Raw genomic sequence first — 22,230 nt, forward strand, 5'->3', positions numbered from 1 at the left:
GCCCGTGCTCGGCCCGATCGACGTGCCGCGCGCCGGGGACCCGACGCGCCCCGCCGTCGTCGCGCTGGGCGGCGGGCACGGTCTGTCGTCCACGCTGTCCGCCCTGCGGCTGATGACGGACCGGATCACCGCCGTCGTCACCGTCGCCGACGACGGCGGCTCCTCGGGCCGGCTGCGCGACGAGCTGGGCGTGCTCCCGCCGGGCGACCTGCGGATGGCCCTCGCCGCGCTGTGCGACGACTCCGACTGGGGCCGCACCTGGCGCGACCTCATGCAGCACCGGTTCTCCTCGTCCGGGCCGCTGGACCGCCACTCGGTGGGCAACCTGCTCATCGTCGCGCTGTGGGAGCTCCTGGACGACACCGTCGAGGGGCTCGACCTCGTCGGGCGGCTGCTCGGCGCCCGCGGGCGCGTGCTGCCCATGTCGTCGGTGCCCCTGAGCATCGAGGCCACCGTGCGGCGCGCGGACGGCACCCGCGAGACCGTGCGCGGCCAGAGCCGCCTCGCGAGCACCGCGGACCACATCGAGCACCTGCGCCTGGACCCGGGCACGCCGCCGGCGTGCCCGGAGGCCGTCGCCGCCGTGCGCGCCGCCGACTGGGTCGTGCTCGGCCCCGGCTCCTGGTACACGTCCGTGCTCCCGCACCTGCTGGTGCCCGACCTGCGCGACGCGCTCCTGACCACGCGCGCCCGGGTGGTCGTCACCCTCAACCTCGCACCGGACGGGGAGACCGCCGGCATGGGTGCGGAGGACCACCTGGAGGTCCTGCGCGCCCACGCTCCCGAGCTCCCCGTGCACGCCGTGGTCGCCGACCCGGGGTCCGTCGAGGACGTCTCGGCGCTCGCGGACCTGTGCGCGAAGCTCGGCGCCCGGCTGCTCGTGCGGCAGGTCCGGCGGGGGGACCAGCCGGGCGTGCACGACCCGTTGCGGCTGGCCGCGGCGCTGCGCGACGTGGTCGAGGGCTTCCTCGGCGACGTCGGGACGGTGACGTCACCACACCCCTGACCAGCGCAGGAAAGGTCACGGGACCGTCACGACCAGGGTGTCCGAGATGGCAGGATGACGCCATGGCTCTGACGGCACAGGTGAAGGACGAGCTGGCGCGCCTGAAGATCGACAAGACCTCCTGCCGCAAGGCGGAGATCTCGGCGACGCTGAGGTTCGCGGGCGGCCTGCACATCATCTCCGGCCGGATCGTCATCGAGGCCGAGCTCGACACGGGTGTGGCGGCGCGACGGCTGCGGCAGGCGATCGCCGAGGTCTACGGCCACGAGAGCGACATCATCGTCGTCTCCGGCGGGGGTCTGCGCCGCGGGAGCCGGTACGTCGTCCGCGTCGTCAAGGAGGGCGAGTCGCTCGCCCGCCAGACGGGTCTGCTGGACAACCGCGGACGCCCCGTCCGTGGTCTGCCCCCGCAGGTCGTCTCCGCCGGCATCGGCGAGGCGGAGGCCGCGTGGCGCGGGGCGTTCCTGGCACACGGCTCGCTGACCGAGCCCGGGCGCTCGTCGTCCCTCGAGGTGACCTGCCCCGGCCCGGAGGCGGCGCTCGCCCTCGTCGGCGCGGCCCGCCGGCTGGGCGTGACCGCGAAGGCGCGCGAGGTGCGGGGCGTCGACCGCGTCGTGATCCGCGACGGCGACGCGATCAGCGCCATGCTGGCCCGGCTGGGCGCCCACGAGGCGATGCTCGTCTGGGAGGAGCGCCGGGTCCGGCGGGAGGTCCGGGGGACCGCGAACCGGCTCGCGAACTTCGACGACGCCAACCTGCGGCGTTCGGCACGTGCCGCCGTCGCGGCGGGGGCCCGCGTGGAGCGCGCGTTCGAGCTGCTCGGCGACGACCTGCCGGACCACCTGCGCCAGGCCGGCGAGCTGCGCCTCGCGCACAAGGAGGCCTCGCTCGAGGAGCTCGGCAAGCTCGCCGACCCGCCGCTGACGAAGGACGCGGTGGCGGGGCGGATCCGGCGGCTGCTCGCGACCGCCGACCGCCGCGCCGCCGAGCTGGGCGTGCCCGACACCGAGGCCGGCCTGAGCCCGGAGCTGCTGGACATCTGACGGGCCCCGCGACGCGTCCCGGTGCGACGCACCGGGACGCGTCGGCATGCACCGGGGGCCTCGGGTCCGGTGCCCGGACGACGGATCGTCCAGCATGCGAACGGGTACCCGCACGGACCAACGTCATGGGCGGGGCCGGGGCCACGGGGTATAGGCTCGCGTCATCCGATCGTCACAGGGGCGTCACGTGCCGGGCACGTGGGGTCATGCGATGGTCGGGACGCACAGCGGCGTGCGTGACCCGAACACCAACTGTGTGCGCCGGCATCCGCGCGGCGCGTGCCGAGGAGGGCAAGTGACCATCAAGGTCGGCATCAACGGCTTCGGCCGCATCGGGCGCAACTTCTACCGCGCCATCGTGGCCTCGGGGGCCGACATCGAGATCGTCGGCGTCAACGACCTGACGGACAACAAGACCCTGGCGCACCTGCTGAAGTACGACACGGTGCTGGGCCGGTTCCCGCTGAGCGTGGACTTCGACGACGACAACATCATCGTCGACGGCAAGAAGATCCGTGCCCTGGCCGAGCGCAACCCGGCGGACCTGCCCTGGGGCGAGCTCGGTGCGGACATCGTGATCGAGTCCACGGGCTTCTTCACCGACGCGACCAAGGCAAAGGCCCACCTCGAGGCCGGCGCGAAGAAGGTCATCATCTCGGCCCCGGCCAAGAACGAGGACGCGACGTTCGTCGTGGGTGTCAACCACACCGACTACGACGCCGCCGCGCACCACATCATCTCGAACGCGTCCTGCACGACGAACTGCCTGGCCCCCATGGCCAAGGCGCTCAACGACGCGATCGGCATCGAGCGTGGCCTCATGACCACGATCCACGCCTACACGGGTGACCAGAACCTGCAGGACGGTCCCCACAAGGATCTGCGTCGCGCCCGCGCCGCCGCGCAGAACATCGTCCCCACGTCGACCGGTGCGGCCAAGGCCGTCGCCCTCGTGCTCCCCGAGCTCAAGGGCAAGCTCGACGGCTTCGCCATGCGCGTGCCGACGATCACCGGCTCGGCCACCGACCTGACCTTCACCGCCTCGCGCGAGGTCACGGTCGAGGAGGTCAACGCCGCGGTCAAGGCCGCCGCGGAGGGCCCCCTCAAGGGCGTGCTGTCCTACGTCGAGGACGACATCGTGTCCAGCGACATCGTCACCGACCCGCACCAGAGCATCTTCGACGCCAAGCTCACCAAGGTGTCGGGCGACCTGGTCAAGGTCGTCTCCTGGTACGACAACGAGTGGGGCTACTCCAACTCCCTCGTCGCGCTGACCTCGTACGTGGGCGAGCGTCTCTGACCTCGCAGCCGCGAGGGTAGGCAGTCCATGCGTCCGCGTGCGCCCAGGCCACCGGCCCGGCGCACGCGGACGCTGCTGTGCCCGGACCAGGACGGTCCGGCACCCACCCGCACCTCGTCCTCGCTCTCGCGTGGACGTCCCCGCACGCCGGCGCGTCCGGCGGCAGCCAGGTAGTAGGAGACCATGAAGACCATCGAGGACCTCGGCGACCTGCGCGGCAAGCGCGTGCTCGTCCGCTCCGACTTCAACGTGCCGCTCGACGGCACGACCATCACCGACGACGGCCGGATCCGTGCGGCGCTGCCGACGATCCAGGCGCTGACCGCGAAGGGCGCCCGCGTCGTCGTCGTCGCGCACCTCGGCCGCCCCAAGGGCGCCCCGGAGGCCAAGTACTCGCTCGCGCCCGTCGCGGCCCGCCTCGGCGAGCTGCTCGGTGCACCGGTCGCGCTCGCCGAGGACCTCGTCGGCGACTCGGCGAAGGCCACCGTGGCGGCGCTCGCCGACGGTCAGGTCGCCCTGCTCGAGAACGTGCGCTTCGACGCGCGCGAGACGTCCAAGGACGAGGCGGAGCGCGGCGCGCTCGCCGACGAGCTGGCGGCCCTCGTGGACGCGTACGTGTCCGACGGCTTCGGCGTCGTGCACCGCAAGCAGGCGTCGGTCTACGACGTCGCGCAGCGCCTGCCGCACGCCGTGGGCCAGCTCGTGCTCAAGGAGGTCGAGTCGCTGCGCAAGGCGACCGACGCCCCCGCGCGCCCCTACGTCGTCGTCCTCGGCGGCTCCAAGGTGTCCGACAAGCTCGGCGTCATCGAGAACCTCATCGGCAAGGCGGACCGCCTCCTCATCGGCGGCGGCATGCTCTTCACGTTCCTCGCGGCGCAGGGCCACGCGGTCGGCAAGAGCCTGCTCGAGCAGGACCAGGTCGAGACGGTCAAGGGCTACCTCGCCACGGCCGCCGAGCGCGGCGTGGAGATCGTGCTGCCCGTCGACGTGGTCGTCGCGCCCGAGTTCAAGGCCGACGCCCCCGCGACCGTGGTGCCGGCCGACGCGATCCCGGCCGACCAGATGGGCCTGGACATCGGCCCCGAGTCGGCCGCGCTGTTCGCCTCGAAGATCGTCGACGCCAAGACCGTCGTGTGGAACGGCCCCGCGGGCGTGTTCGAGTTCGACGCGTTCGCCGGCGGCACCCGTGCCGTCGCGCAGGCGCTCGTCGACGCGGGCACGCACGGCGGCTTCACCATCGTCGGCGGCGGCGACTCGGCCGCTGCCGTGCGCACGCTCGGCTTCGACGAGGCCGGGTTCGGCCACATCTCCACCGGCGGCGGCGCGTCGCTGGAGTTCCTCGAGGGCAAGACCCTCCCGGGCATCGCCGTTCTGGAGGACTGACGCATGGCCACGACCCGTACCCCGCTGATGGCGGGCAACTGGAAGATGAACCTGGACCACCACCAGGCGACGCACACCGTGCAGAAGCTGGCGTGGACCCTCAAGGACGCCAAGCACGACTTCGGGGCCGTCGAGGTCGCCGTGCTGCCGCCGTTCACGGACCTGCGCAGCGTGCAGACCCTCGTGGACGCCGACAAGCTCGAGCTCGTCTACGGCGCGCAGGACGTGTCGGCGCACGAGTCCGGTGCCTACACCGGCGAGATCTCGCCGCTGTTCCTGGCCAAGCTCGGCGTCACGTACGTCGCGGTCGGGCACTCCGAGCGTCGTGAGTACCACCACGAGGACGACGCCCTGGTCAACGCCAAGGTGAAGTCGTCGCTCGCGGCCGGCCTCGTGCCGATCCTGTGCGTCGGCGAGCCGCTCGAGGTCCGCAAGGCCGGCGAGCACGTCCCGCACACCCTGGCCCAGCTCGACGGTGCCCTCGTGGGCCTGTCGGCCGAGCAGGTCGCCGGCCTCGTCGTGGCGTACGAGCCCGTGTGGGCCATCGGCACGGGCGAGACCGCGACGCCCGAGGACGCGCAGGAGCTGTGCGCCGCGATCCGCGTGCGCATCGGCGAGCTGTACGACCAGGCCACGGCCGACGCCGTGCGCGTGCTCTACGGCGGCTCGGTGAAGTCGTCGAACGTCGCGTCGATCATGGCCAAGCCGGACGTCGACGGCGCGCTCGTCGGCGGTGCGAGCCTCGACCCCGAGGAGTTCGCGAAGATCGCCCGGTACCAGTCGCACCAGGTCGGCTGACCGCAGCGCACCGGTCGGGCGGGCGCAGCGCGCTGCTGCGCCCGCCCGACCTGCGGCGCGAGGTGGTGGCTCCTACGCCCCCGCGTCGCCTACCCTGTACCGCGCCACCCCGTGCCGCCGTGCGGCGCACACCCCGAGTGAGGAACCCCACCCCGTGACTGGCCTGCGCATCGCCCTCCAGGTCCTGCTGGTGCTGACCAGCCTCCTGCTCGTCCCGCTCGTGCTGCTGCACAAGGGCAAGGGCGGCGGTCTGTCGGACATGTTCGGCGGCGGGATCACCGCCGGCGCCGGGTCCTCGGGCGTCGCGGAGCGCAACCTCAACCGGATCACGGTCACCGTGGCGCTGCTGTGGACCGTCGTCATCATCCTTCTCGGCCTGGTCGAGAAGGTCGCGGAGTAGCGGGCAGAGGGGGAGGACGACGATGGCGAGCGGGAGCGCGATCCGCGGGTCGCGAGTGGGCGCCGGCCCGATGGGCGAGGCGGAGCGCGGCGACGCGGCCCCGCGCGTGTGGATCTCCTACTGGTGCGCGAACGGCCACGAGACGCGGCCGAGCTTCGCCGAGGAGGCCGCGGCCGAGGCGCCGGCGACCTGGGACTGCCCCCGGTGCGGCTACCCGGCCGGGCAGGACCCGGAGGCTCCGCCGTCGCCGACGCGCAACGAGCCGTACAAGACGCACCTGGCGTACGTGAAGGAGCGGCGCAGCGACGAGGACGGTCAGGCGATCCTCGACGAGGCCCTGGCTGCCCTGCGCGCCCGTCGCGGCCGCTGAGCCGCCCGCCGGCGCCACGCCGGTCGCCCGCCGTCGGGCGGCCCCTCGACATGCCGAGGCCCCTCGTCCGTCGGACGAGGGGCCTCGGGCGTCTCGTGCGGCGCTCCTGAGGGTCACCGCACCCGCAGGAGCGCGAACCCGTCGTAGCCCTTCGCGCCGACGGTCTGCACCACGGTCGCCTCGAGGCGGTCGTCGGCGGCGACGGCCGTCGCGAACGCCCGCACGCCGTGGACGCGGTCGTCCGGGTGCGCGGGGTCGACGACGCCGCCGCCGCGCACCACGTTGTCGACGACGATCAACGTCCCCGGTCGGGACAGCGCCACGACACGCTCGGTGTACGCCGCGAGCTGCTGCTTGTCCGCGTCGACGAACGCCAGGTCGAACGGCGCGACGCCCGCGGCCACCAGCGCGTCGAGGGAGTCGAGGGCCGGACCCTCGTGGATCTCGACCCGGTCCCCGACGCCGGCGGCGTCGAGGGACGCGCGGGCCACCGCCGCGTGCTCGGGCACGAGCTCGAGCGTGACGACGGAGCCGTCGTCCGGCAGCGCCTGCGTGAGCCACCACGTGGAGTACCCGCCGAGGGTGCCGACCTCGAGGACGCGCCGGGCCCCTGCCGTGCGCGCGAGGAGGGTGAGCAGCCGGCCCTGGTTCGGGGCGACGGCGATGTCGGGCAGGCCTGCGGCCGCGGCGGCCTCACGGACCCGGACGGCGGCCGCCGGCTCGGCGGTCACGTCCGCGAAGAACGCGTCGACGGCCGACCAGGTCTGCTGGGGCGTCTCGGGAGCGGTGCTGTCAGTCACCGGGCGTCACCTCCTGCACGGCGGCGACGTCCACGAGCCACAGCGTCCGCTCGGTCCCGCGCGCCCCGGCGGCCGGTGTCGTGGTGACGGCGTCGCCGGCGAGGGCACGGGCCACGGCCGGTGCCTTCTCCGCACCCGCGGCCACGACCCACACCTCGCGGGCGGCGCCGATCGCGGGGTAGGTGAGCGACACGCGCTCGGGCGGCGGCTTGGGGGAGTCGTGCTCCGCGACGACGGTCACGTCCTGCACGTCGAGCGTGGCCTTGCCGGGAAAGAGGGACGCGACGTGGCCGTCGGGGCCCATGCCGACCAGGAGGACGTCGAAGGCTGGTGTCGCCGCGCCCTCGGGGGCGTGCGCGGCCAGGTCGGCGGCGTACGCGGCAGCGCTGGTCTCACCGTCGGGCACGGCCACGTCGAGCGCGGGGAACGGGTGCACGTTCGCCGCCGGCAGGGCGTCGCCGAGGGCGTCGAGCAGGGCCTCGCGGACCTGGGTCTCGTTGCGGTCGCGGTCGCCGTCGGGGAGGAACCGCTCGTCGCCCCACCACAGGTGGACGCCGGACCAGTCGACGGCGTCGCGGGCGGGGCTGGCGGCGATCTCGCGCAGCGTCGCGATCCCGACGGTCCCGCCCGTCAGGACGACGTGCAGGGGGCTGCGGTGCGACTGCAGGTCGACCAGCCGGGTCAGCAGGCGTGCCGCGGTGGCGGCGGCGAGCACGGGCGCGTCCGGGTGGACGACGACCTCGGGGTGGGTGGGCATGGTGTCCTTCCCTGCCGCGGCCGCGGCGTCGTCGGGCCGCGCCGGTCGGTGCCGGCGCGGCCGGGTGTCAGGCGTCGATGCGGGCGAGGCCCTTCTGGAGGACCTCGCCGTAGACCTCGTCCGCGTCCAGGCGGCGCAGCTCCTCGACGAGGCACTCGCGCAGCTGGCGGATCGGCAGGGCGATCCGGTGCTCGGGCTGGTCGGGCTGGCGCAGGGCTGCGGTCTTGCCGTCGGGGCGGTCCAGCACGATGTCGCCGCTGGCGCGCTGCAGGCGGACCTGCGTGATCGCGGGGGCGTCGGGCTGGCGCTCGACGTCGACCGGGCACCGCAGCGACTGGGCGAGCCATGCTGCCATGAGGTCCACCGAGGGGTGGGTGCTCTCGCCGACGACGACCGCACGCTGGACGGGCTCGAACGGCGGCTGGTCGAGGGTCGCGGCGATGAGGCCGCGCCACAGCGTCGCCCGCGTCCACGCGAGGTCGGTGTCGCCGTCGGCGTAGACCTCCGCCAGGTGCCGCAGCGACCGACCGGGGCTCGAGCACTGGGACGTGTCCGTGATCCTGCGCTGCGCCATGGTGCCCAGGGGGTGCGTGGACGGGTTCTCGGGCACGTCGTACGGCCACCACGCGACGATCGGCGCGTCGGGCAGCAGCAGCGGCATGACGAGGGTGTCGAGGTGGGTCCCGGCGCCGCCGGCGACGCGCAGCACGATGACCTCCGACGCGCCGGCGTCCCCGCCGAGGCGGATCTGGGCGTCGAGGCACGTCGAGCCGTCGTCCTTCTGCGTGAGCACGACGATGCGGCACGGGTGCTCGCGGGAGGCCTCGTTGGCCGCCGCGATGGACTCCTCGGGGTCGTGGCCCTCCGCGTCGATGATGAGCGTCAGGACCCGGCCGAGGGCGACCGCGCCGCCCTCGTCGCGCTCGGTGAGGAGGCGCTTGTTGATGTCCCGGGTGGTGGTATCGGGCATGTCGATGATCACGGGAGCCTCCAGGCGCGTCCGTCACGGGCCATCATCGCGTCGGCGGACTCCGGGCCCCAGGTCCCCGCGCGGTACGGGTCGGGGCGACCCTTGGACGCCCAGTACGACGTGATCGGGTCGAGGATCTTCCAGGAGAGCTCGACCTCCTCGTGCTGCGGGAACAGCGGCGGGTCGCCGAGCAGCACGTCGAGGATGAGGCGCTCGTACGCCTCGGGGGAGGACTCGGTGAACGCGTGGCCGTACCCGAAGTCCATGGTGACGTCGCGGACCTCCATGGCGGTCCCCGGCACCTTGGCGCCGAACCGCAGGGTCACGCCCTCGTCGGGCTGGACCCGGATCACGAGCGCGTTCTTGCCGAGCTCGGAGGTCGCCATGGACTCGAACGGCAGGTGCGGGGCGCGCTTGAAGACCACGGCGATCTCGGTGACGCGCCGGCCCAGACGCTTGCCGGTCCGCAGGTAGAACGGCACCCCGGCCCAGCGGCGGGTGTCGATGTCGACGCGGATCGCGGCGAACGTCTCGGTGGTGGAGGCGGGGTCGAAACCCTCCTCCTCCAGGTAGCCGACGACCTCCTCGCCGCCCTGCCAGCCGGCCGTGTACTGCCCACGGGCGGTGTGCTTGCCCAGGTCGCGGGGGAGCCGCAGGGCCGAGAGGACCTTCGTCTTCTCCGCGCGCAGGGCCGCCGCGTCGAACGAGACGGGCTCCTCCATGGCGGTGAGCGCCAGCAGCTGCAGCAGGTGGTTCTGGATGACGTCGCGGGCCGCGCCGATGCCGTCGTAGTACCCGGCGCGGCCGCCGATGCCGATGTCCTCGGCCATGGTGATCTGGACGTGGTCGACGTAGTTGCCGTTCCAGATCGGCTCGAACATCTGGTTCGCGAAGCGCAGCGCCAGGAGGTTCTGGACCGTCTCCTTGCCCAGGTAGTGGTCGATCCGGAAGATGTCGTCCGGCCGGAACACCTCGGAGACGATGTCGTTGAGCTCGCGGGCCGACTGCAGGTCGTGCCCGAACGGCTTCTCGATGATGACGCGCCGCCACGTGCCGTCCTTGGGCTGCGACAGCCCCGAGCGGGCCAGCTGCTTGCTGACCACGGGGAAGGCCGACGGCGGCACGGACAGGTAGAACGCGTGGTTGCCGCCCGTGCCGCGGGACACGTCGAGCTCCTCGACGGTCTCGCGCAGCCGGTCGAACGCGTCGTCGTCGTCGAACGACCCCTGCACGAACCGGATGCCCTCGGCGAGCTGGCGCCAGGTGGCCTCCCGGAACGGGGTGCGGGCGTGCTCCTTGACCGAGTCGTGGACGATCTGCGCGAAGTCCTGCGTCTCCCAGTCGCGCCGGGCGAAGCCGGTCAGGGCGAAGCCCGGGGGCAGCAGACCGCGGTTGGTGAGGTCGTAGACCGCGGGCATGAGCTTCTTGCGGGCGAGGTCGCCCGTGACGCCGAAGATCACCAGGCCGCTGGGGCCGGCGATGCGGGGGAGCCGGCGGTCGCGGGGGTCGCGCAGCGGGTTGTGGCCGGCGCTCACCTTGGCGGGGCTCATGCCGGCGTCCCGCCGTTGCGCTGCAGGCCGGCGCGCACCGAGGTGAGCAGCTCGTCCCAGGAGGCCTCGAACTTGCGCAGGCCGTCCTCCTCGAGCGCGGTCGTGATCTCGTCGACGGAGATGCCGGCGGCCTCGACGCGGTCGAGCGTGCGCGCGGCCTCGTCCTGCCGGCCGGAGACGGTGTCGTGCACGGTGCCGTGGTCCTCGACGGCCTCCAGCGTCTTCTCGGGCATCGTGTTGACGGTGCCCGCCACGACGAGCTCGTCGACGTACCGGGTGTCCGGGTAGGCGGGGTCCTTGACGCCCGTCGAGGCCCACAGGGGGCGCTGCGGACGGGCGCCCGCGGCCTCGAGGGCCTGCCAGCGGGGGCTGCGCAGGACCTCCTGGTAGAGGCCGTAGGCGAGCCGGGCGTTGGCGATCGCCGCGCGTCCGCGCAGCTCGGCGGCCTCGGGCGTGCCCAGGGCGTCGAGGCGGGCGTCGACGGCCGCGTCGACGCGGGAGACGAAGAACGACGCGACCGACGCGATCGGGGCGAGGTCGCGCCCGGCGGCCTGCGCCTGCTCCAGGCCCTCGAGGAACGCGTCGAGCACCGCCGCGTACCGCTGCAGCGAGAAGATCAGCGTGACGTTGACCGAGATGCCCTGCGCGAGGGCCGCGGTGATCGCGGGCAGACCCTCCACCGTCGCGGGGATCTTGACCAGCAGGTTCGGCCGGTCGACGACCGACCAGAGCCGCTGCGCCATGGTCGACGTCGCGTCGGTGTCGCGCGCCAGGCGCGGGTCGACCTCGATGGAGACCCGCCCGTCGACGCCGCCGCTGCGCTCGTGCACGGGGCGCAGCACGTCGCAGGCCTCGCGCACGTCGTCGGTGGTGATCGCGAGGACCGCGTCCTCGACGTCGGTGCCGGCTGCGGCGAGCGCGCGCAGCTGCTCGTCGTAGGCCTCGCCGTGCGCGAGCGCGCCGGCGAAGATCGTCGGGTTGGTCGTCACGCCGACGACGCCGCGCTCGACGAGCGCGGCGAGGTCGCCGGACCGGGTGCGCCGGCGCGACAGGTCGTCGAGCCACACGGCGACGCCGGCGTCGTGCAGCTGGTGCAGCGGGGTGGTGCTGGCCATGGTCGTTCCCCTTCGTCCCACGACGGGTGGACGGACGTGCGGGCGGCGCGGCGGGCCGGCTGGAGCGGCCCGCCGCGCGCGGTGGGTCAGGCGGGCAGGTCGCCCGTGCCGGACTGCGTCGGCGTGGCCGACACCGAGCTCGGCGCCTGGTCGCCCCGGGCCGCGGCGAGCGACTCGTGCGCGGCCGCGACGACGGCCTCGGCGGTGATGCCGAACTCGCGGTAGAGCGTCTGGTAGTCCGCCGACGCCCCGTAGTGCTCGAGCGAGACAGAGCGCCCGGCGTCGCCGACGATCTTGTGCCACGACAGCGCGATGCCGGCCTCGACCGAGACGCGGGCGCGCACGGACGCGGGCAGCACGGACTCGCGGTACGCCTCGTCCTGCTCGGCGAACCACTCCAGGCACGGCGCGGACACCACGCGGGTCGGCACGCCGGCCGCCTCGAGGGTCGCGCGCGCCTCGACGGCGAGCTGGACCTCCGAGCCGGTGCCGATCAGCACGACGTCGGGGGTGCCGGTCGACGCCTCCAGGAGCACGTACGCGCCGCGCGCCACGCCGTCGGCGGTGGCGTAGCCGTCCTCGCCCCGGGGGAACGTCGGCACGTTCTGCCGGGTCAGGACGAGAGCCGTGGGGCCTCCGGTCCGCTCGAGGGTGGCCTTCCACGCGTGCGCGGTCTCGTTGGCGTCCGCGGGGCGCACGACCGACAGGCCGGGGATCGCGCGCACGGCGGCGAGGTGCTCGACCGGCTGGTGCGTCGGGCCGTCCTCGCCGAGGCCGATGGAGTCGTGCGTCCACACGTAGGTCACGTCGACGCCCATGAGCGCGGCGAGGCGCACCGCACCGCGCATGTAGTCGGAGAACGTGAAGAACGTGCCGCCGTAGGGGCGGGTCAGCCCGTGCAGGCGGATGCCCGACAGGATCGCGCCCATGCCGTGCTCACGGATGCCGAAGTGCAGCGTGCGCCCGTACTCGTCGCCGGCGAAGTCGTGCGAGGACCGGTGTGCCGGCAGGAACGACGGCTCACCCTTCATGGTCGTGTTGTTCGAGCCGGCGAGGTCGGCCGAGCCGCCCCACAGCTCGGGCAGCACGGGCGCCAGCGCCGAGAGGACCTCGCCGGACGCGGCGCGCGTGGCCACGGCCTTGCCCGCCGGGAACACCGGCAGCGCGTCGGCCCAGCCCTCGGGCAGGTCGCCGGCCACGAGCCGGTCCAGGAGCGCCTTGCGCCCGGGGTTCGCGGCGGCCCACGCGTCGAACGACTCCTGCCAGGCGGCCCGCACGGGGGCGGTGCGCGCCGCGAGGCCGCGGGTGTGCGCCAGCACGTCGTCGTCGACCTGGAACGTGCGCTCGGGGTCGAAGCCGAGCAGCTCCTTGAGGCCCTTGATGGCGTCCCCGCCCAGCTTGGAGCCGTGCGAGGAGTGGTCCCCGGTCTTGCCGGGCGTCGGCCACGCGATCAGGGTCCGCAGACCGATGAACGACGGCTTGTCCGTCACGGCCTTGGCTGCCTCGATCGCGGCGTGCAGCGCGTCGACGTCCTCGCGGTACTCCCCGCCGACGGTCCAGTCGACGTACTGCACGTGCCAGCCGTACGCCTCGTAGCGCTTGAGGACGTCCTCGGTGAAGGCGATCTGCGTGTCGCCCTCGATCGAGATGCGGTTGTCGTCCCACAGGACGACGAGGTTGCCGAGCTCCTGCGTGCCGGCGACCGACGACGCCTCGGACGTCACGCCCTCCTGCAGGTCGCCGTCGGAGGCGATGACGTAGACGTGGTGGTCGAACGGGCTCGTGCCCGCGGGCGCCTGCGGGTCGAGCAGACCGCGCTCGCGGCGGGCGGCCATGGCCAGGCCGACGGCGGAGGCAAGACCCTGCCCGAGCGGGCCGGTGGTGATCTCGACGCCGGCGGTGTGGCGGTACTCGGGGTGGCCGGGGGTCTTCGAGCCCCACGTGCGCAGGGCCTGCAGGTCCTCCAGCTCGAGGCCGAACCCGGCCAGGTACAGCTGGATGTACTGGGTCAGGCTCGAGTGGCCCGCCGACAGCACGAACCGGTCGCGGCCCAGCCAGTGCGGGTCGGTCGGGTCGTGGCGCAGCACGTGCTGGTACAGGTGGTAGGCGGCGGGCGCCAGGCTGACGGCCGTGCCGGGGTGGCCGTTGCCGACCTTCTCCACTGCGTCGGCCGCGAGCACGCGCACCGTGTCCACCGCTCGCAGGTCCAGGTCCGTCCAGCCGGCCGTGGTGGCCAGGGGAGCCTTCGCGTTCACCGCACCTCATTCCCGCCCCGTCTGGGGCGTCGTCTGCGCCGGCGCCGAGCGCCGGGTGCCCGGGACGCGGCGCGGGTCCGCCGTGGGGCGGGGCGCCGTGGAGTCCGTGTCCGGGTTCGACCCTATAGCGCGGGAGGGGGGACCCGTGTTCCTCGTCCACCCGCAGGTAAGCGGTTTCCAAGACCCGCCCCCGCCGTCGCGGGGCGTGTGATGCGCCACATCCACCCGCTCGCGGGCCCGCCGCGCACCCTCGGGGTCGTCGTGGCGGCCCGCACAGGTCGTAGCATGGCTGACCGGGACCTCGGTCCCGGCCGTCCCGCCGTCGCCGACGGCCCGCACCACCGAACGGAGCCGCAGCGCGTGCGCCTGTCCAGCCCGCCCTCCGTCGATCCGCGCCGCACGCCCCACGACGCGCTCGCGGGCTCCTCGTCCGCCGGGCGCCCGGCGCCCGCGACCCGCGCCGCCCGGGCCCTCGCGGCGGTGCGCGACCGGGTGGGCCCGTACGTGGCGCTCACCAAGCCGCGCGTCATCGAGCTGCTGCTCGTCACCACGGTGCCCACCATGTTCCTCGCCGAGGGCGGCTTCCCGCCCCTGGGCCTCGCGCTGGCCACGCTCGTCGGCGGCGCCGGCGCGGCCGGCGCCGCGAACACGCTGAACCAGTACCTGGACCGCGACATCGACCAGGTCATGCACCGCACCAAGCGGCGCCCCGTGGTCACCGGCCGGATCTCCCCGCGTGCGGCCGTCACGTTCGGCCTCGTGCTGGGCGCGGTCTCGCTCCTGTGGCTCTGGTTCGCGGTCAACCCCGCGTCCGCGCTGCTGACCGCCGCGGCGATCGCGATCTACGTGGTCGGCTACACGATGATCCTCAAGCGCCGCACCCCCCAGAACATCGTCTGGGGCGGTGCCGCCGGGTGCATGCCGGTCGTCATCGGCTGGTCGGCGATGACGGGCGGGATCTCCTGGGCCGCGGTCCTGCTGTTCGGCGTCGTGTTCTTCTGGACGCCGCCGCACTACTGGCCCCTGTCGATGAAGTTCCGGCAGGACTACGCCGCGGCCGGCGTGCCGATGCTGCCCGTCGTGGCCTCCGACACGCGCGTGGCCCGCGAGATGATCGGCTACACGCTCGCGATGATCGCGTGCTCGCTCCTGCTGGTGCCCGTCGCGGGCATGACGTGGGTGTACGGCATCGTCGCGGCGGCGCTCGGCGGCTGGTTCCTGTGGTCGTGCACCAACCTGCTGCGCCGCGCCCGGCGCCCCCAGGGCGGACCGCTGCGCGCGATGACCGTCTTCCACGCCTCGATCACGTACCTGACCCTGCTGTCGGTCGCGATCTGCGTGGACGTCTTCCTGCCGCTCTGACGTGCCCGGCGCGGACCTGCTCGACCCGGACCCGGCGCCCACGGACGACGCCCCGCAGCCCGCCCCCGCCCTCACGTCCGCGCTCGAGGGCTACCTCGCGCACCTGTCCGTCGAGCGCGGCCTGGCGCCCCACACGCTCGCCGCGTACCGCCGCGACCTGACGCGCTACCTGCACCACCTCGCCACCACCGGCCGCACGGACCCCGCCGACGTCCTCGAGCGCGACGTCGAGGACTACGTGCTGGCCGTGCGCACCGGCGCCGACGGCCGCGCCGAGCTGTCCGCCGCGTCCGCCGCCCGCAACGTCGTGGCCGTCCGCGGCTGGCACCGGTTCCTCGTGCGCGAGGGCGTCGCCGACCACGACCCCGCGGCCCGGGTCAGGCCGCCCGCGCTGCCCAAGCGGCTGCCCAAGGCGATCTCCGTCGACGACGTCGCCCGCCTCATCGACGCCGCCGGGCTCGGCGACGGGCCCGTCCCGCTGCGCGACCGGGCCCTGCTCGAGCTCGTCTACTCCACCGGGGCCCGGATCTCCGAGGCCGTCGGGCTCGACGTCGACGACCTCGACCTCACCCCCGGCCGCGGCGCCGTGCGCCTGCTCGGCAAGGGCGGCAAGGAGCGGGTCGTGCCCGTCGGCACCTTCGCCGCCGAGGCCGTCGAGGCCTACCTCGTCCGGGCGCGCCCGGAGCTCTCCGCCCACGGCCGCGGCACCCCCGCGGTGTTCTGCAACACCCGTGGTGCCCGCCTCTCCCGGCAGTCGGCGTGGGGCGTCCTGCGCACCGCCGCCGAGCGCGCCGGCCTGCCGGGAGCCGAGCACGTGTCCCCGCACACGCTGCGCCACTCGTTCGCCACGCACCTGCTGGCCGGCGGCGCCGACGTGCGCGTCGTGCAGGAGCTGCTCGGGCACGCGTCGGTCACCACGACGCAGATCTACACGATGGTCACCCCCGACACGCTGCGCGAGGTCTACGCCGCCGCGCACCCGCGGGCCCGCTGACACCCGCGACGCGCCGCACGCCGCGCCGCCACGGCAGCGCCCGGAGCCTCGGGTAGGTTGGCGTGCGACGTGAGCCCCCGCCGGGGCCGGGTGAGCAGATGGTGGACGGATGACGAGCCAGGGAACGACCGAGCCGCAGGTCGACGTGGTGGGCAGAGTGCTCCCCGACCTGCCCGACCCCGCGCCGCTCACGACCCACGGCCCGGCCCGTGTGATCGCCATGTGCAACCAGAAGGGCGGCGTCGGCAAGACGACGACCACGATCAACCTCGGTGCCGCGCTCGCCGAGTGCGGCCGGCGCGTGCTCGTCGTCGACTTCGACCCGCAGGGCGCCGCGTCGGTCGGCCTCGGGGTCAGCCCGCACGAGCTCGACCTGACGGTCTACAACCTGCTGATGGACCGGCACGCCGACATCGCGGACGTCGTGCGGCCCACCGCCGTCGCGGGACTGGACCTGCTGCCGGCGAACATCGACCTGTCCGCGGCCGAGGTCCAGCTCGTCGGCGAGGTCGCCCGCGAGACGGTCCTGGCGCGGGCGCTGCGGCCCGTGCTCGACGACTACGACGTCGTGCTCGTCGACTGCCAGCCCTCGCTCGGCCTGCTCACCGTCAACGCGCTGACCGCCGCGCACGGTGTGCTGATCCCGCTGGAGTGCGAGTTCTTCGCCCTGCGCGGCGTCGCGCTGCTCATCGAGACGATCGACAAGGTCCGCGACCGGCTGAACCCGCGCCTGGAGGTCGACGGGATCCTCGCCACGATGTACGACTCGCGGACCCTGCACGCGCGCGAGGTCGTCGCCCGCGTGCACGAGGCGTTCGGCTCCACGCTGCTGCACACCGTGATCGGGCGCACCGTGAAGTTCCCCGACGCGACCGTCGCGGCCGAGCCCATCACCGTCTACGCGCCGAACCACGCCGGCGCCGCCGCGTACCGCCAGCTGGCCCGCGAGCTCGTCGCCCGTGGCGACGCAGCCTGACCCCGCGGGTGCCGCGCAGGAGCTGACGCCGCCCGGCGGCACCCCCGTGCCCGCGCCGGCGGCACCCGGCGGCTTCGAGGTGCACCTCGCCGTCTTCAGCGGCCCCTTCGACCTGCTCCTCGGCCTGATCGCCAAGCACAAGCTCGACATCACCGAGATCGCGCTGGCCCAGGTCACCGACGAGTTCATCGCGTACATCCGGGCCGCCGAGCGCGCCGCCCTCGACGGAGGCCGCGACTGGGACCTGGGGCAGGCCAGCGAGTTCCTGCTCGTGGCCGCGACCCTGCTCGACCTCAAGGCCGCACGGCTGCTGCCGTCCGCGGAGGTCGAGGACGCCGAGGACCTCGAGCTGCTCGAGGCGCGCGACCTGCTGTTCGCGCGCCTGCTGCAGTACCGGGCGTACAAGCAGGTCGCCGCGTACCTCGGCACGGGCCTGGACGCCGGCGCCCGCCGCTTCCCCCGCACCGTCGGGCTCGAGCCGCACCTGGCGGCGCTGCTGCCGGAGCTGGTGTGGCAGATGGGCACCGAGCGGCTCGCCGAGCTCGCGGCCCGCGCGCTCGCGCCGAAGGCCCCGCCCCCGGGTGTCGACCTCAGCCACCTGCACGCCCCCGCCGTGTCCGTGCGCGAGCAGGCCGCCCTCCTCGTCGAGCGCCTGCGCCAGCAGGGCACCGCGACCTTCCGGGCCCTGGTCGCGGACGCCGACGAGGCGATCGTCGTGGTGTCCCGCTTCCTGGCGCTGCTGGAGCTGTTCAAGGAGGGCGTCGTCGCGTTCGACCAGGTCGTCGCCCTGGGCGAGCTCACCGTGCGCTGGACCGGCGGCCAGGACGGTGACGTGGTCGTCTCCGACGACTTCGACGACGCCGCAGACCCCACGACCACCACGGCACCGACCACCACGACCACCACCGACGCCGCAGCACCCGCCGCGGGCCGCCCCGCCCCGGCCGTCGCGGGCACCGGGACGCAGGAGGACGCATGACCACCGACCTGACGGACGAGCCCGACGCCACCGGCGGGCCCGGCGCCACGCCCGTGCCCGCCGACGGGAGCGGCGCGCCGGACGCGGCGGACCCGACCGGCGCACCTGCGCCCGCCGCGGCGGAGGAGACCGTCGTCGACGTCGGCACGCTCCCGGGCGGTGCCCTCGCCGCGCTGGAGGCCGTGCTCATGGTCGTCGACGAGCCTGTCCCCGCGGTGCGCCTGGCCACCGTGCTGTCCCTGCCGACGGCACGGGTCGAGGAGCTGCTGGACGAGCTGGCGGCCGAGTACCGCGGCGAGCGCGGCGGCCGCCCCCGCGGGTTCGAGCTGCGGCGTGCGGGCGACGGCTGGCGGATCTACTCGGCGCCGCCCTACGCGGACGTCGTCGGACGCTTCGTCGTCGACGGGCAGACGGCCCGCCTGACGCAGGCCGCGTTGGAGACCCTGGCCGTCGTCGCGTACCGTCAGCCGGTCTCGCGCGGGCAGGTGTCCGCGGTGCGCGGGGTCAGCGTGGACGGCGTCATGCGGACGCTGACGACGCGCGGTCTGGTCGCCGAGGTCGGCACCGACCCGGCGACTGGCGCACACCTGTACGGGACCACGGGATACTTCCTGGAGCGGATGGGGCTGACCAGCCTCGACGAGCTGCCTCCGCTGGCGCCGTACCTGCCGGACATCGAGGCGCTCGAGGGTGCCGTGGACGGCCGAGAGGGGATGCGATGAGCGGGGCACGAGGACATCGAGGGGGCGGCACCGGGGGATCCGGTCGCGACGCCTCGGCAGGACGCGGCGGGCGCCCCGGGGCGCCCCGGGGCCGCGGCGGGCAGGGCGGCGCCGGGCGCGGCGGGTCGCAGGGCGGCCCGGGGGCACGTGGCGGACGGCCCGGCGGTGCGCGGCGCGGTCCGGCACCCGAGCCGGTCGACGTGCACGACCCCGACGGCGTGCGCCTGCAGAAGGTGCTCGCCCAGGCCGGCCTCGGCTCGCGCCGCGCGTGCGAGGAGCTCGTCAGCTCCGGGCGCGTGACGGTCGACGGGCAGGTCGTCGTCGAGCTCGGCGTGCGCGTCGACCCGACGAAGGCCGTGCTCCACGTCGACGGGATGCGCGTCCAGCTCGACACCTCCCTGGTGACGATCGCGCTGAACAAGCCCCTGGGCGTGGTGTCGACCATGCACGACCCCGAGGGGCGCCCGTCGCTCGCGCAGCTCGTCGCGGACCGCGAGGAGCGCCTCTTCCACATCGGCCGCCTCGACGCCGAGTCCGAGGGCCTGATCCTGCTCACCAACGACGGGGAGCTGGCCAACCGGCTCGCGCACCCCCGGCACGGCGTGCCCAAGACGTACCTCGCCGACGTCGAGGGACGCGTCCCGGCGAACCTCGCCGCACGCCTCAAGCGCGGCATCGAGCTCGACGACGGCCCCGCGGCCGTCGACGAGTTCCGGGTCGTGCAGACCACCCCGCAGGCCAGCCTCGTCGAGGTCGTCATCCACGAGGGCCGCAACCGGATCGTCCGCCGCCTCATGGAGCAGGCCGGGCACCCCGTCACCCGCCTGGTCCGCACCAAGGTCGGCCCCATCCGCCTGGGCGACCTGCGCCCCGGACGCAACCGCGTCCTGTCCCGCACGGAGGTCGGCTCGCTCATGGCCTCGGTGGGGATGTGACCGTCGCGACCGTCGGCCCGGTGCGCGTGATCGGCACCGGGCTGCTCGGCGCGTCCGTCGGGCTGGGCCTGCGCACCCACGGGGTCGCGGTCCAGCTCGAGGACCCGTCCCGCACCGCCCTGGCCCTGGCCCGCGACGTCGGCGCCGGCACCCCCGCGGGCCCGGACGACCCCGAGCCCGCGCTCGTCGTCGTCGCCGCACCCCCCGACGTCACGTCCGACGTGGTCCGCGCCGCGCTCGCGGCCCACCCGCACGCCGTCGTCACCGACGTCGCCTCCGTCAAGGGCTACGTCCTGGCCGAGCTGCGCGCCGCCGGCGCGGACCTGACCCGCTACGTCGGCTCCCACCCCATGGCCGGGCGCGAGCGCTCCGGCCCGTCGGCCGCCGTGCCGGACCTGTTCCTCGGCCGGCCCTGGGTGCTCACCGACTCCGGCGCGAGCGCCCCCGAGGCGCTGCTCGCGGTCCGTCACCTGGCCGTCGACCTCGGCGCCCTGCCCGTCGCGATGGACGCCGACGCCCACGACGCGGCCGTCGCCGCCGTCTCGCACGTGCCGCAGATCGCCGCCAGCCTCGTCGCGGCACGCCTGCGCACCGTCGACGACACGGCCCTCGGCCTGGCCGGGCAGGGGCTGCGCGACGTGACCCGCATCGCCGCGTCCGACCCGGCCCTGTGGACCTCGATCCTCGCCGCCAACGCCGACGCCGTCCGCGCGGTCCTGCGGGACCTGCGCGACGACCTCGACACGGTCCTCGGCGCGCTCGACAGCGCCGCCGCCGCGTCCGGCCCCGAGACCGTCGAGCTGGGGGCGCTCGCCACGATCGCCCGCGCCATCGCCGACGGCAACACCGGCGTCGCGCGCGTGCCCGGCAAGCACGGCGGCGCCCAGCGCACCTACGCCGTGGTCACCGTGCTCGTCCCCGACACCCCCGGGCAGATCGCCCGCCTGCTCGCCGACGTCGGGGACGCCGACGTCAACGTCGAGGACCTGCACCTCGAGCACGCCGCCGGCCGCCCGGTCGGCATGACGTCGATCTCGGTGCTGCCCACGCGCGCCGAGCACCTGGAGACCGAGCTGACCGCTCGGGGATGGAGGATCGTCCGTTGAGCACCGTCGTCGCCGTCGACGGCCCCTCGGGGTCGGGCAAGTCCAGCGTGTCGCGGGAGGTCGCCGCCCGCCTGGGCCTGGCCTACCTCGACACCGGGGCGATGTACCGCGCCGCCACCTGGTGGTGCACCCACCAGGGCGTCGACCTGGCCGACGGCACCGCCGTCACCGCCGCCGTGCGCGCCATGCCCCTGGTCATGGGCATGGACCCCGCCGCCCCGACCGTGCACGTCGACGGCCACGACGTCGCCGCCGCGATCCGCACCACCGAGATCTCCGCCGCGGTGTCCGCGGTCGCCACGACCCTCGACGCCCGCGCCGAGCTCGGCGCCCGCCAGCGCGCCCTCATCGACGCCGAGCGCACCGGCGGGTTCTCCGCCGGCCGCGGCGTCGTCGCCGAGGGCCGCGACATCACCACCGTCGTCGCCCCGGACGCCGACGTGCGCGTCCTGCTGACCGCGTCCGAGGAGGCCCGCCTGGCCCGCCGCGCCCGCGAGGTCCACGGCACCGACGACGCCGCCGCGCTGGCCGCGACCCACGACCAGGTCCTGCGCCGCGACGCCGACGACTCCACGGTCGTGCAGTTCCACGTCGCCGCCGACGGCGTCGTCACCGTCGACTCCTCCCACCTGACCTACGAGGGCACCGTCGAGGCCGTCCTCGACGTCGTGGCCCGCACCCTGGCGGTCCGGTCGTGACCGGCCGCCCCCAGGACGTCGCGCCGTCCGCCCGCGCCGCGGTCTGGGGCCACCAGGCCGGCCGGTTCCTCGCCCACGTCGTGTGGCGCACCCGCGTCACCGGCGCCGAGCACGTCCCCGCCGACGGCCCCGTCCTCCTCGCCGCCAACCACGTCTCCGCGATCGACGGGCCCCTGCTCGTCGGCGCGTCGCCCCGCCCCCTGCACGTCATGGTCAAGCAGGAGATGTTCACCGGCCTGCTCGGGGCGTACCTGCGCTCCGCCGGGCAGATCCCCGTCGACCGCACCGGCGGCCGCACCGCCCTGCAGCAGGCCCTGGCCGTGCTGCGCCGCGGGGGAGCGGTCGGGATCTTCCCCGAGGGCAACCGGGGCAACGGCGCCGTCGAGTCCGCCCGCGCCGGCATCGCCTGGCTCGCCGTGCAGTCCGGCGCCCCCGTCGTCCCCGTCGCGATCCTCGGCACCCGCCGCACCGGCGAGGACGTCGGCCACGTGCCCGGCCTGCGCCGCACCGTGCACGTGCAGATCGGCGCACCCGTGCACGTGGTCCGCCCCGACCTGCCCCGCCGTCAGGCCATCGCCGCCGCGGCCGACGACGTGCGGACCGCGCTCGCGGACCTCGTCGCGCAGGCCCAGGAGCGCACGGGCGTGCGTCTGCCCGAGGACGACGGCGCCCGCCCGCTGGCCTGACCCCGGGGCCCGCCCGCCTGCCGGG

General features: G+C 74.8%; 22 protein-coding genes. 16 read left to right on the forward strand and 6 right to left on the reverse strand.

What is annotated here, in order from left to right:
- Window positions 1–4: 4 nt before the first annotated feature.
- From yvcK to FBY24_RS15855, 7 genes are all read left to right on the forward strand, one after another.
- Window positions 5–1,006, forward strand: coding sequence for a uridine diphosphate-N-acetylglucosamine-binding protein YvcK (gene yvcK, locus FBY24_RS15825; RefSeq protein WP_255432438.1), 1,002 nt, complete (start codon window positions 5–7; stop codon window positions 1,004–1,006).
- 62 nt (window positions 1,007–1,068) lie between these two features.
- The gene (whiA, locus tag FBY24_RS15830) at window positions 1,069–2,049 is read left to right on the forward strand and encodes a DNA-binding protein WhiA (RefSeq protein ID WP_140458884.1); all 981 of its coding nucleotides are present in this window, start codon (window positions 1,069–1,071) and stop codon (window positions 2,047–2,049) included.
- 295 nt (window positions 2,050–2,344) lie between these two features.
- Complete coding sequence (gene gap / locus FBY24_RS15835) at window positions 2,345–3,349, forward strand: type I glyceraldehyde-3-phosphate dehydrogenase (RefSeq protein ID WP_142162057.1); 1,005 nt, start codon at window positions 2,345–2,347, stop codon at window positions 3,347–3,349.
- A 183-nt stretch (window positions 3,350–3,532) separates the two neighbouring features.
- Complete coding sequence (pgk, locus tag FBY24_RS15840; RefSeq protein WP_142162059.1) at window positions 3,533–4,732, forward strand: phosphoglycerate kinase; 1,200 nt, start codon at window positions 3,533–3,535, stop codon at window positions 4,730–4,732.
- A gap of 3 nt (window positions 4,733–4,735) precedes the next feature.
- A complete protein-coding gene (gene tpiA, locus FBY24_RS15845) occupies window positions 4,736–5,530 on the forward strand; it encodes a triose-phosphate isomerase (protein WP_140458887.1) in 795 nt (264 codons plus the stop codon).
- A gap of 154 nt (window positions 5,531–5,684) precedes the next feature.
- A complete protein-coding gene (gene secG / locus FBY24_RS15850; protein WP_140458888.1) occupies window positions 5,685–5,930 on the forward strand; it encodes a preprotein translocase subunit SecG in 246 nt (81 codons plus the stop codon).
- 22 nt (window positions 5,931–5,952) lie between these two features.
- Entirely contained in the window at window positions 5,953–6,300 is a 348-nt protein-coding gene (locus FBY24_RS15855; protein WP_142162061.1) for an RNA polymerase-binding protein RbpA, read from the forward strand.
- 113 nt (window positions 6,301–6,413) lie between these two features.
- Here the strand turns inward: FBY24_RS15855 and FBY24_RS15860 are convergent, their stop codons facing one another.
- From FBY24_RS15860 to tkt, 6 genes are all read right to left on the reverse strand, one after another.
- Window positions 6,414–7,100 carry an O-methyltransferase gene (locus FBY24_RS15860; protein WP_142162063.1) on the reverse strand — a complete coding sequence of 229 codons (687 nt, stop codon included), beginning with the start codon at window positions 7,098–7,100 and terminating at the stop codon, window positions 6,414–6,416.
- Complete coding sequence (gene pgl / locus FBY24_RS15865; protein WP_142162065.1) at window positions 7,093–7,857, reverse strand: 6-phosphogluconolactonase; 765 nt, start codon at window positions 7,855–7,857, stop codon at window positions 7,093–7,095. The genes FBY24_RS15860 and pgl overlap by 8 nt, the downstream gene beginning before the upstream one ends.
- Before the next feature lie 67 nt (window positions 7,858–7,924).
- Window positions 7,925–8,839, reverse strand: a complete 915-nt coding sequence (locus tag FBY24_RS15870) for a glucose-6-phosphate dehydrogenase assembly protein OpcA (RefSeq protein ID WP_142162067.1) — start codon at window positions 8,837–8,839, stop codon at window positions 7,925–7,927.
- Complete coding sequence (gene zwf / locus FBY24_RS15875; RefSeq protein WP_142162069.1) at window positions 8,836–10,377, reverse strand: glucose-6-phosphate dehydrogenase; 1,542 nt, start codon at window positions 10,375–10,377, stop codon at window positions 8,836–8,838. Before zwf ends, FBY24_RS15870 begins: the two co-directional genes overlap by 4 nt.
- Window positions 10,374–11,492 carry a transaldolase gene (gene tal / locus FBY24_RS15880; RefSeq protein WP_142162071.1) on the reverse strand — a complete coding sequence of 373 codons (1,119 nt, stop codon included), beginning with the start codon at window positions 11,490–11,492 and terminating at the stop codon, window positions 10,374–10,376. The genes zwf and tal overlap by 4 nt, the downstream gene beginning before the upstream one ends.
- Window positions 11,493–11,578: 86 nt before the next feature.
- Window positions 11,579–13,747, reverse strand: coding sequence for a transketolase (gene tkt / locus FBY24_RS15885; protein ID WP_142162073.1), 2,169 nt, complete (start codon window positions 13,745–13,747; stop codon window positions 11,579–11,581).
- 285 nt (window positions 13,748–14,032) lie between these two features.
- On the opposite strand from tkt, the gene FBY24_RS15890 reads away from it, so the two are divergent.
- The 9 genes from FBY24_RS15890 to FBY24_RS15930 all read left to right on the forward strand — a co-directional run bounded on the left by FBY24_RS15890 (window position 14,033) and on the right by FBY24_RS15930 (window position 22,205).
- A complete protein-coding gene (locus FBY24_RS15890) occupies window positions 14,033–15,109 on the forward strand; it encodes a heme o synthase (RefSeq protein ID WP_255432439.1) in 1,077 nt (358 codons plus the stop codon).
- 16 nt (window positions 15,110–15,125) lie between these two features.
- Complete coding sequence (locus FBY24_RS15895) at window positions 15,126–16,103, forward strand: site-specific tyrosine recombinase XerD (protein ID WP_174243570.1); 978 nt, start codon at window positions 15,126–15,128, stop codon at window positions 16,101–16,103.
- Window positions 16,104–16,212: 109 nt separating this feature from the next.
- Window positions 16,213–17,079, forward strand: a complete 867-nt coding sequence (locus FBY24_RS15900) for a ParA family protein (RefSeq protein ID WP_142162077.1) — start codon at window positions 16,213–16,215, stop codon at window positions 17,077–17,079.
- Window positions 17,063–18,058 (forward strand): ScpA family protein, encoded by a 996-nt coding sequence (locus tag FBY24_RS15905; RefSeq protein WP_142162079.1) that lies wholly within the window; start codon window positions 17,063–17,065, stop codon window positions 18,056–18,058. The genes FBY24_RS15900 and FBY24_RS15905 overlap by 17 nt, the downstream gene beginning before the upstream one ends.
- Window positions 18,055–18,780, forward strand: coding sequence for an SMC-Scp complex subunit ScpB (locus FBY24_RS15910; protein WP_142162081.1), 726 nt, complete (start codon window positions 18,055–18,057; stop codon window positions 18,778–18,780). Before FBY24_RS15905 ends, FBY24_RS15910 begins: the two co-directional genes overlap by 4 nt.
- Before the next feature lie 200 nt (window positions 18,781–18,980).
- A complete protein-coding gene (locus tag FBY24_RS15915) occupies window positions 18,981–19,715 on the forward strand; it encodes a pseudouridine synthase (RefSeq protein ID WP_370511002.1) in 735 nt (244 codons plus the stop codon).
- Window positions 19,712–20,821, forward strand: coding sequence for a prephenate dehydrogenase (locus FBY24_RS15920; RefSeq protein ID WP_142162085.1), 1,110 nt, complete (start codon window positions 19,712–19,714; stop codon window positions 20,819–20,821). Before FBY24_RS15915 ends, FBY24_RS15920 begins: the two co-directional genes overlap by 4 nt.
- Window positions 20,803–21,519 carry a (d)CMP kinase gene (gene cmk, locus FBY24_RS15925; RefSeq protein ID WP_140458902.1) on the forward strand — a complete coding sequence of 239 codons (717 nt, stop codon included), beginning with the start codon at window positions 20,803–20,805 and terminating at the stop codon, window positions 21,517–21,519. The genes FBY24_RS15920 and cmk overlap by 19 nt, the downstream gene beginning before the upstream one ends.
- Window positions 21,516–22,205, forward strand: coding sequence for a 1-acyl-sn-glycerol-3-phosphate acyltransferase (locus FBY24_RS15930; protein WP_142162087.1), 690 nt, complete (start codon window positions 21,516–21,518; stop codon window positions 22,203–22,205). Before cmk ends, FBY24_RS15930 begins: the two co-directional genes overlap by 4 nt.
- Window positions 22,206–22,230: the final 25 nt, after the last annotated feature.

The organism is Cellulomonas sp. SLBN-39 (genome assembly GCF_006715865.1).
Taxonomy (GTDB): Bacteria; Actinomycetota; Actinomycetes; order Actinomycetales; family Cellulomonadaceae; genus Cellulomonas.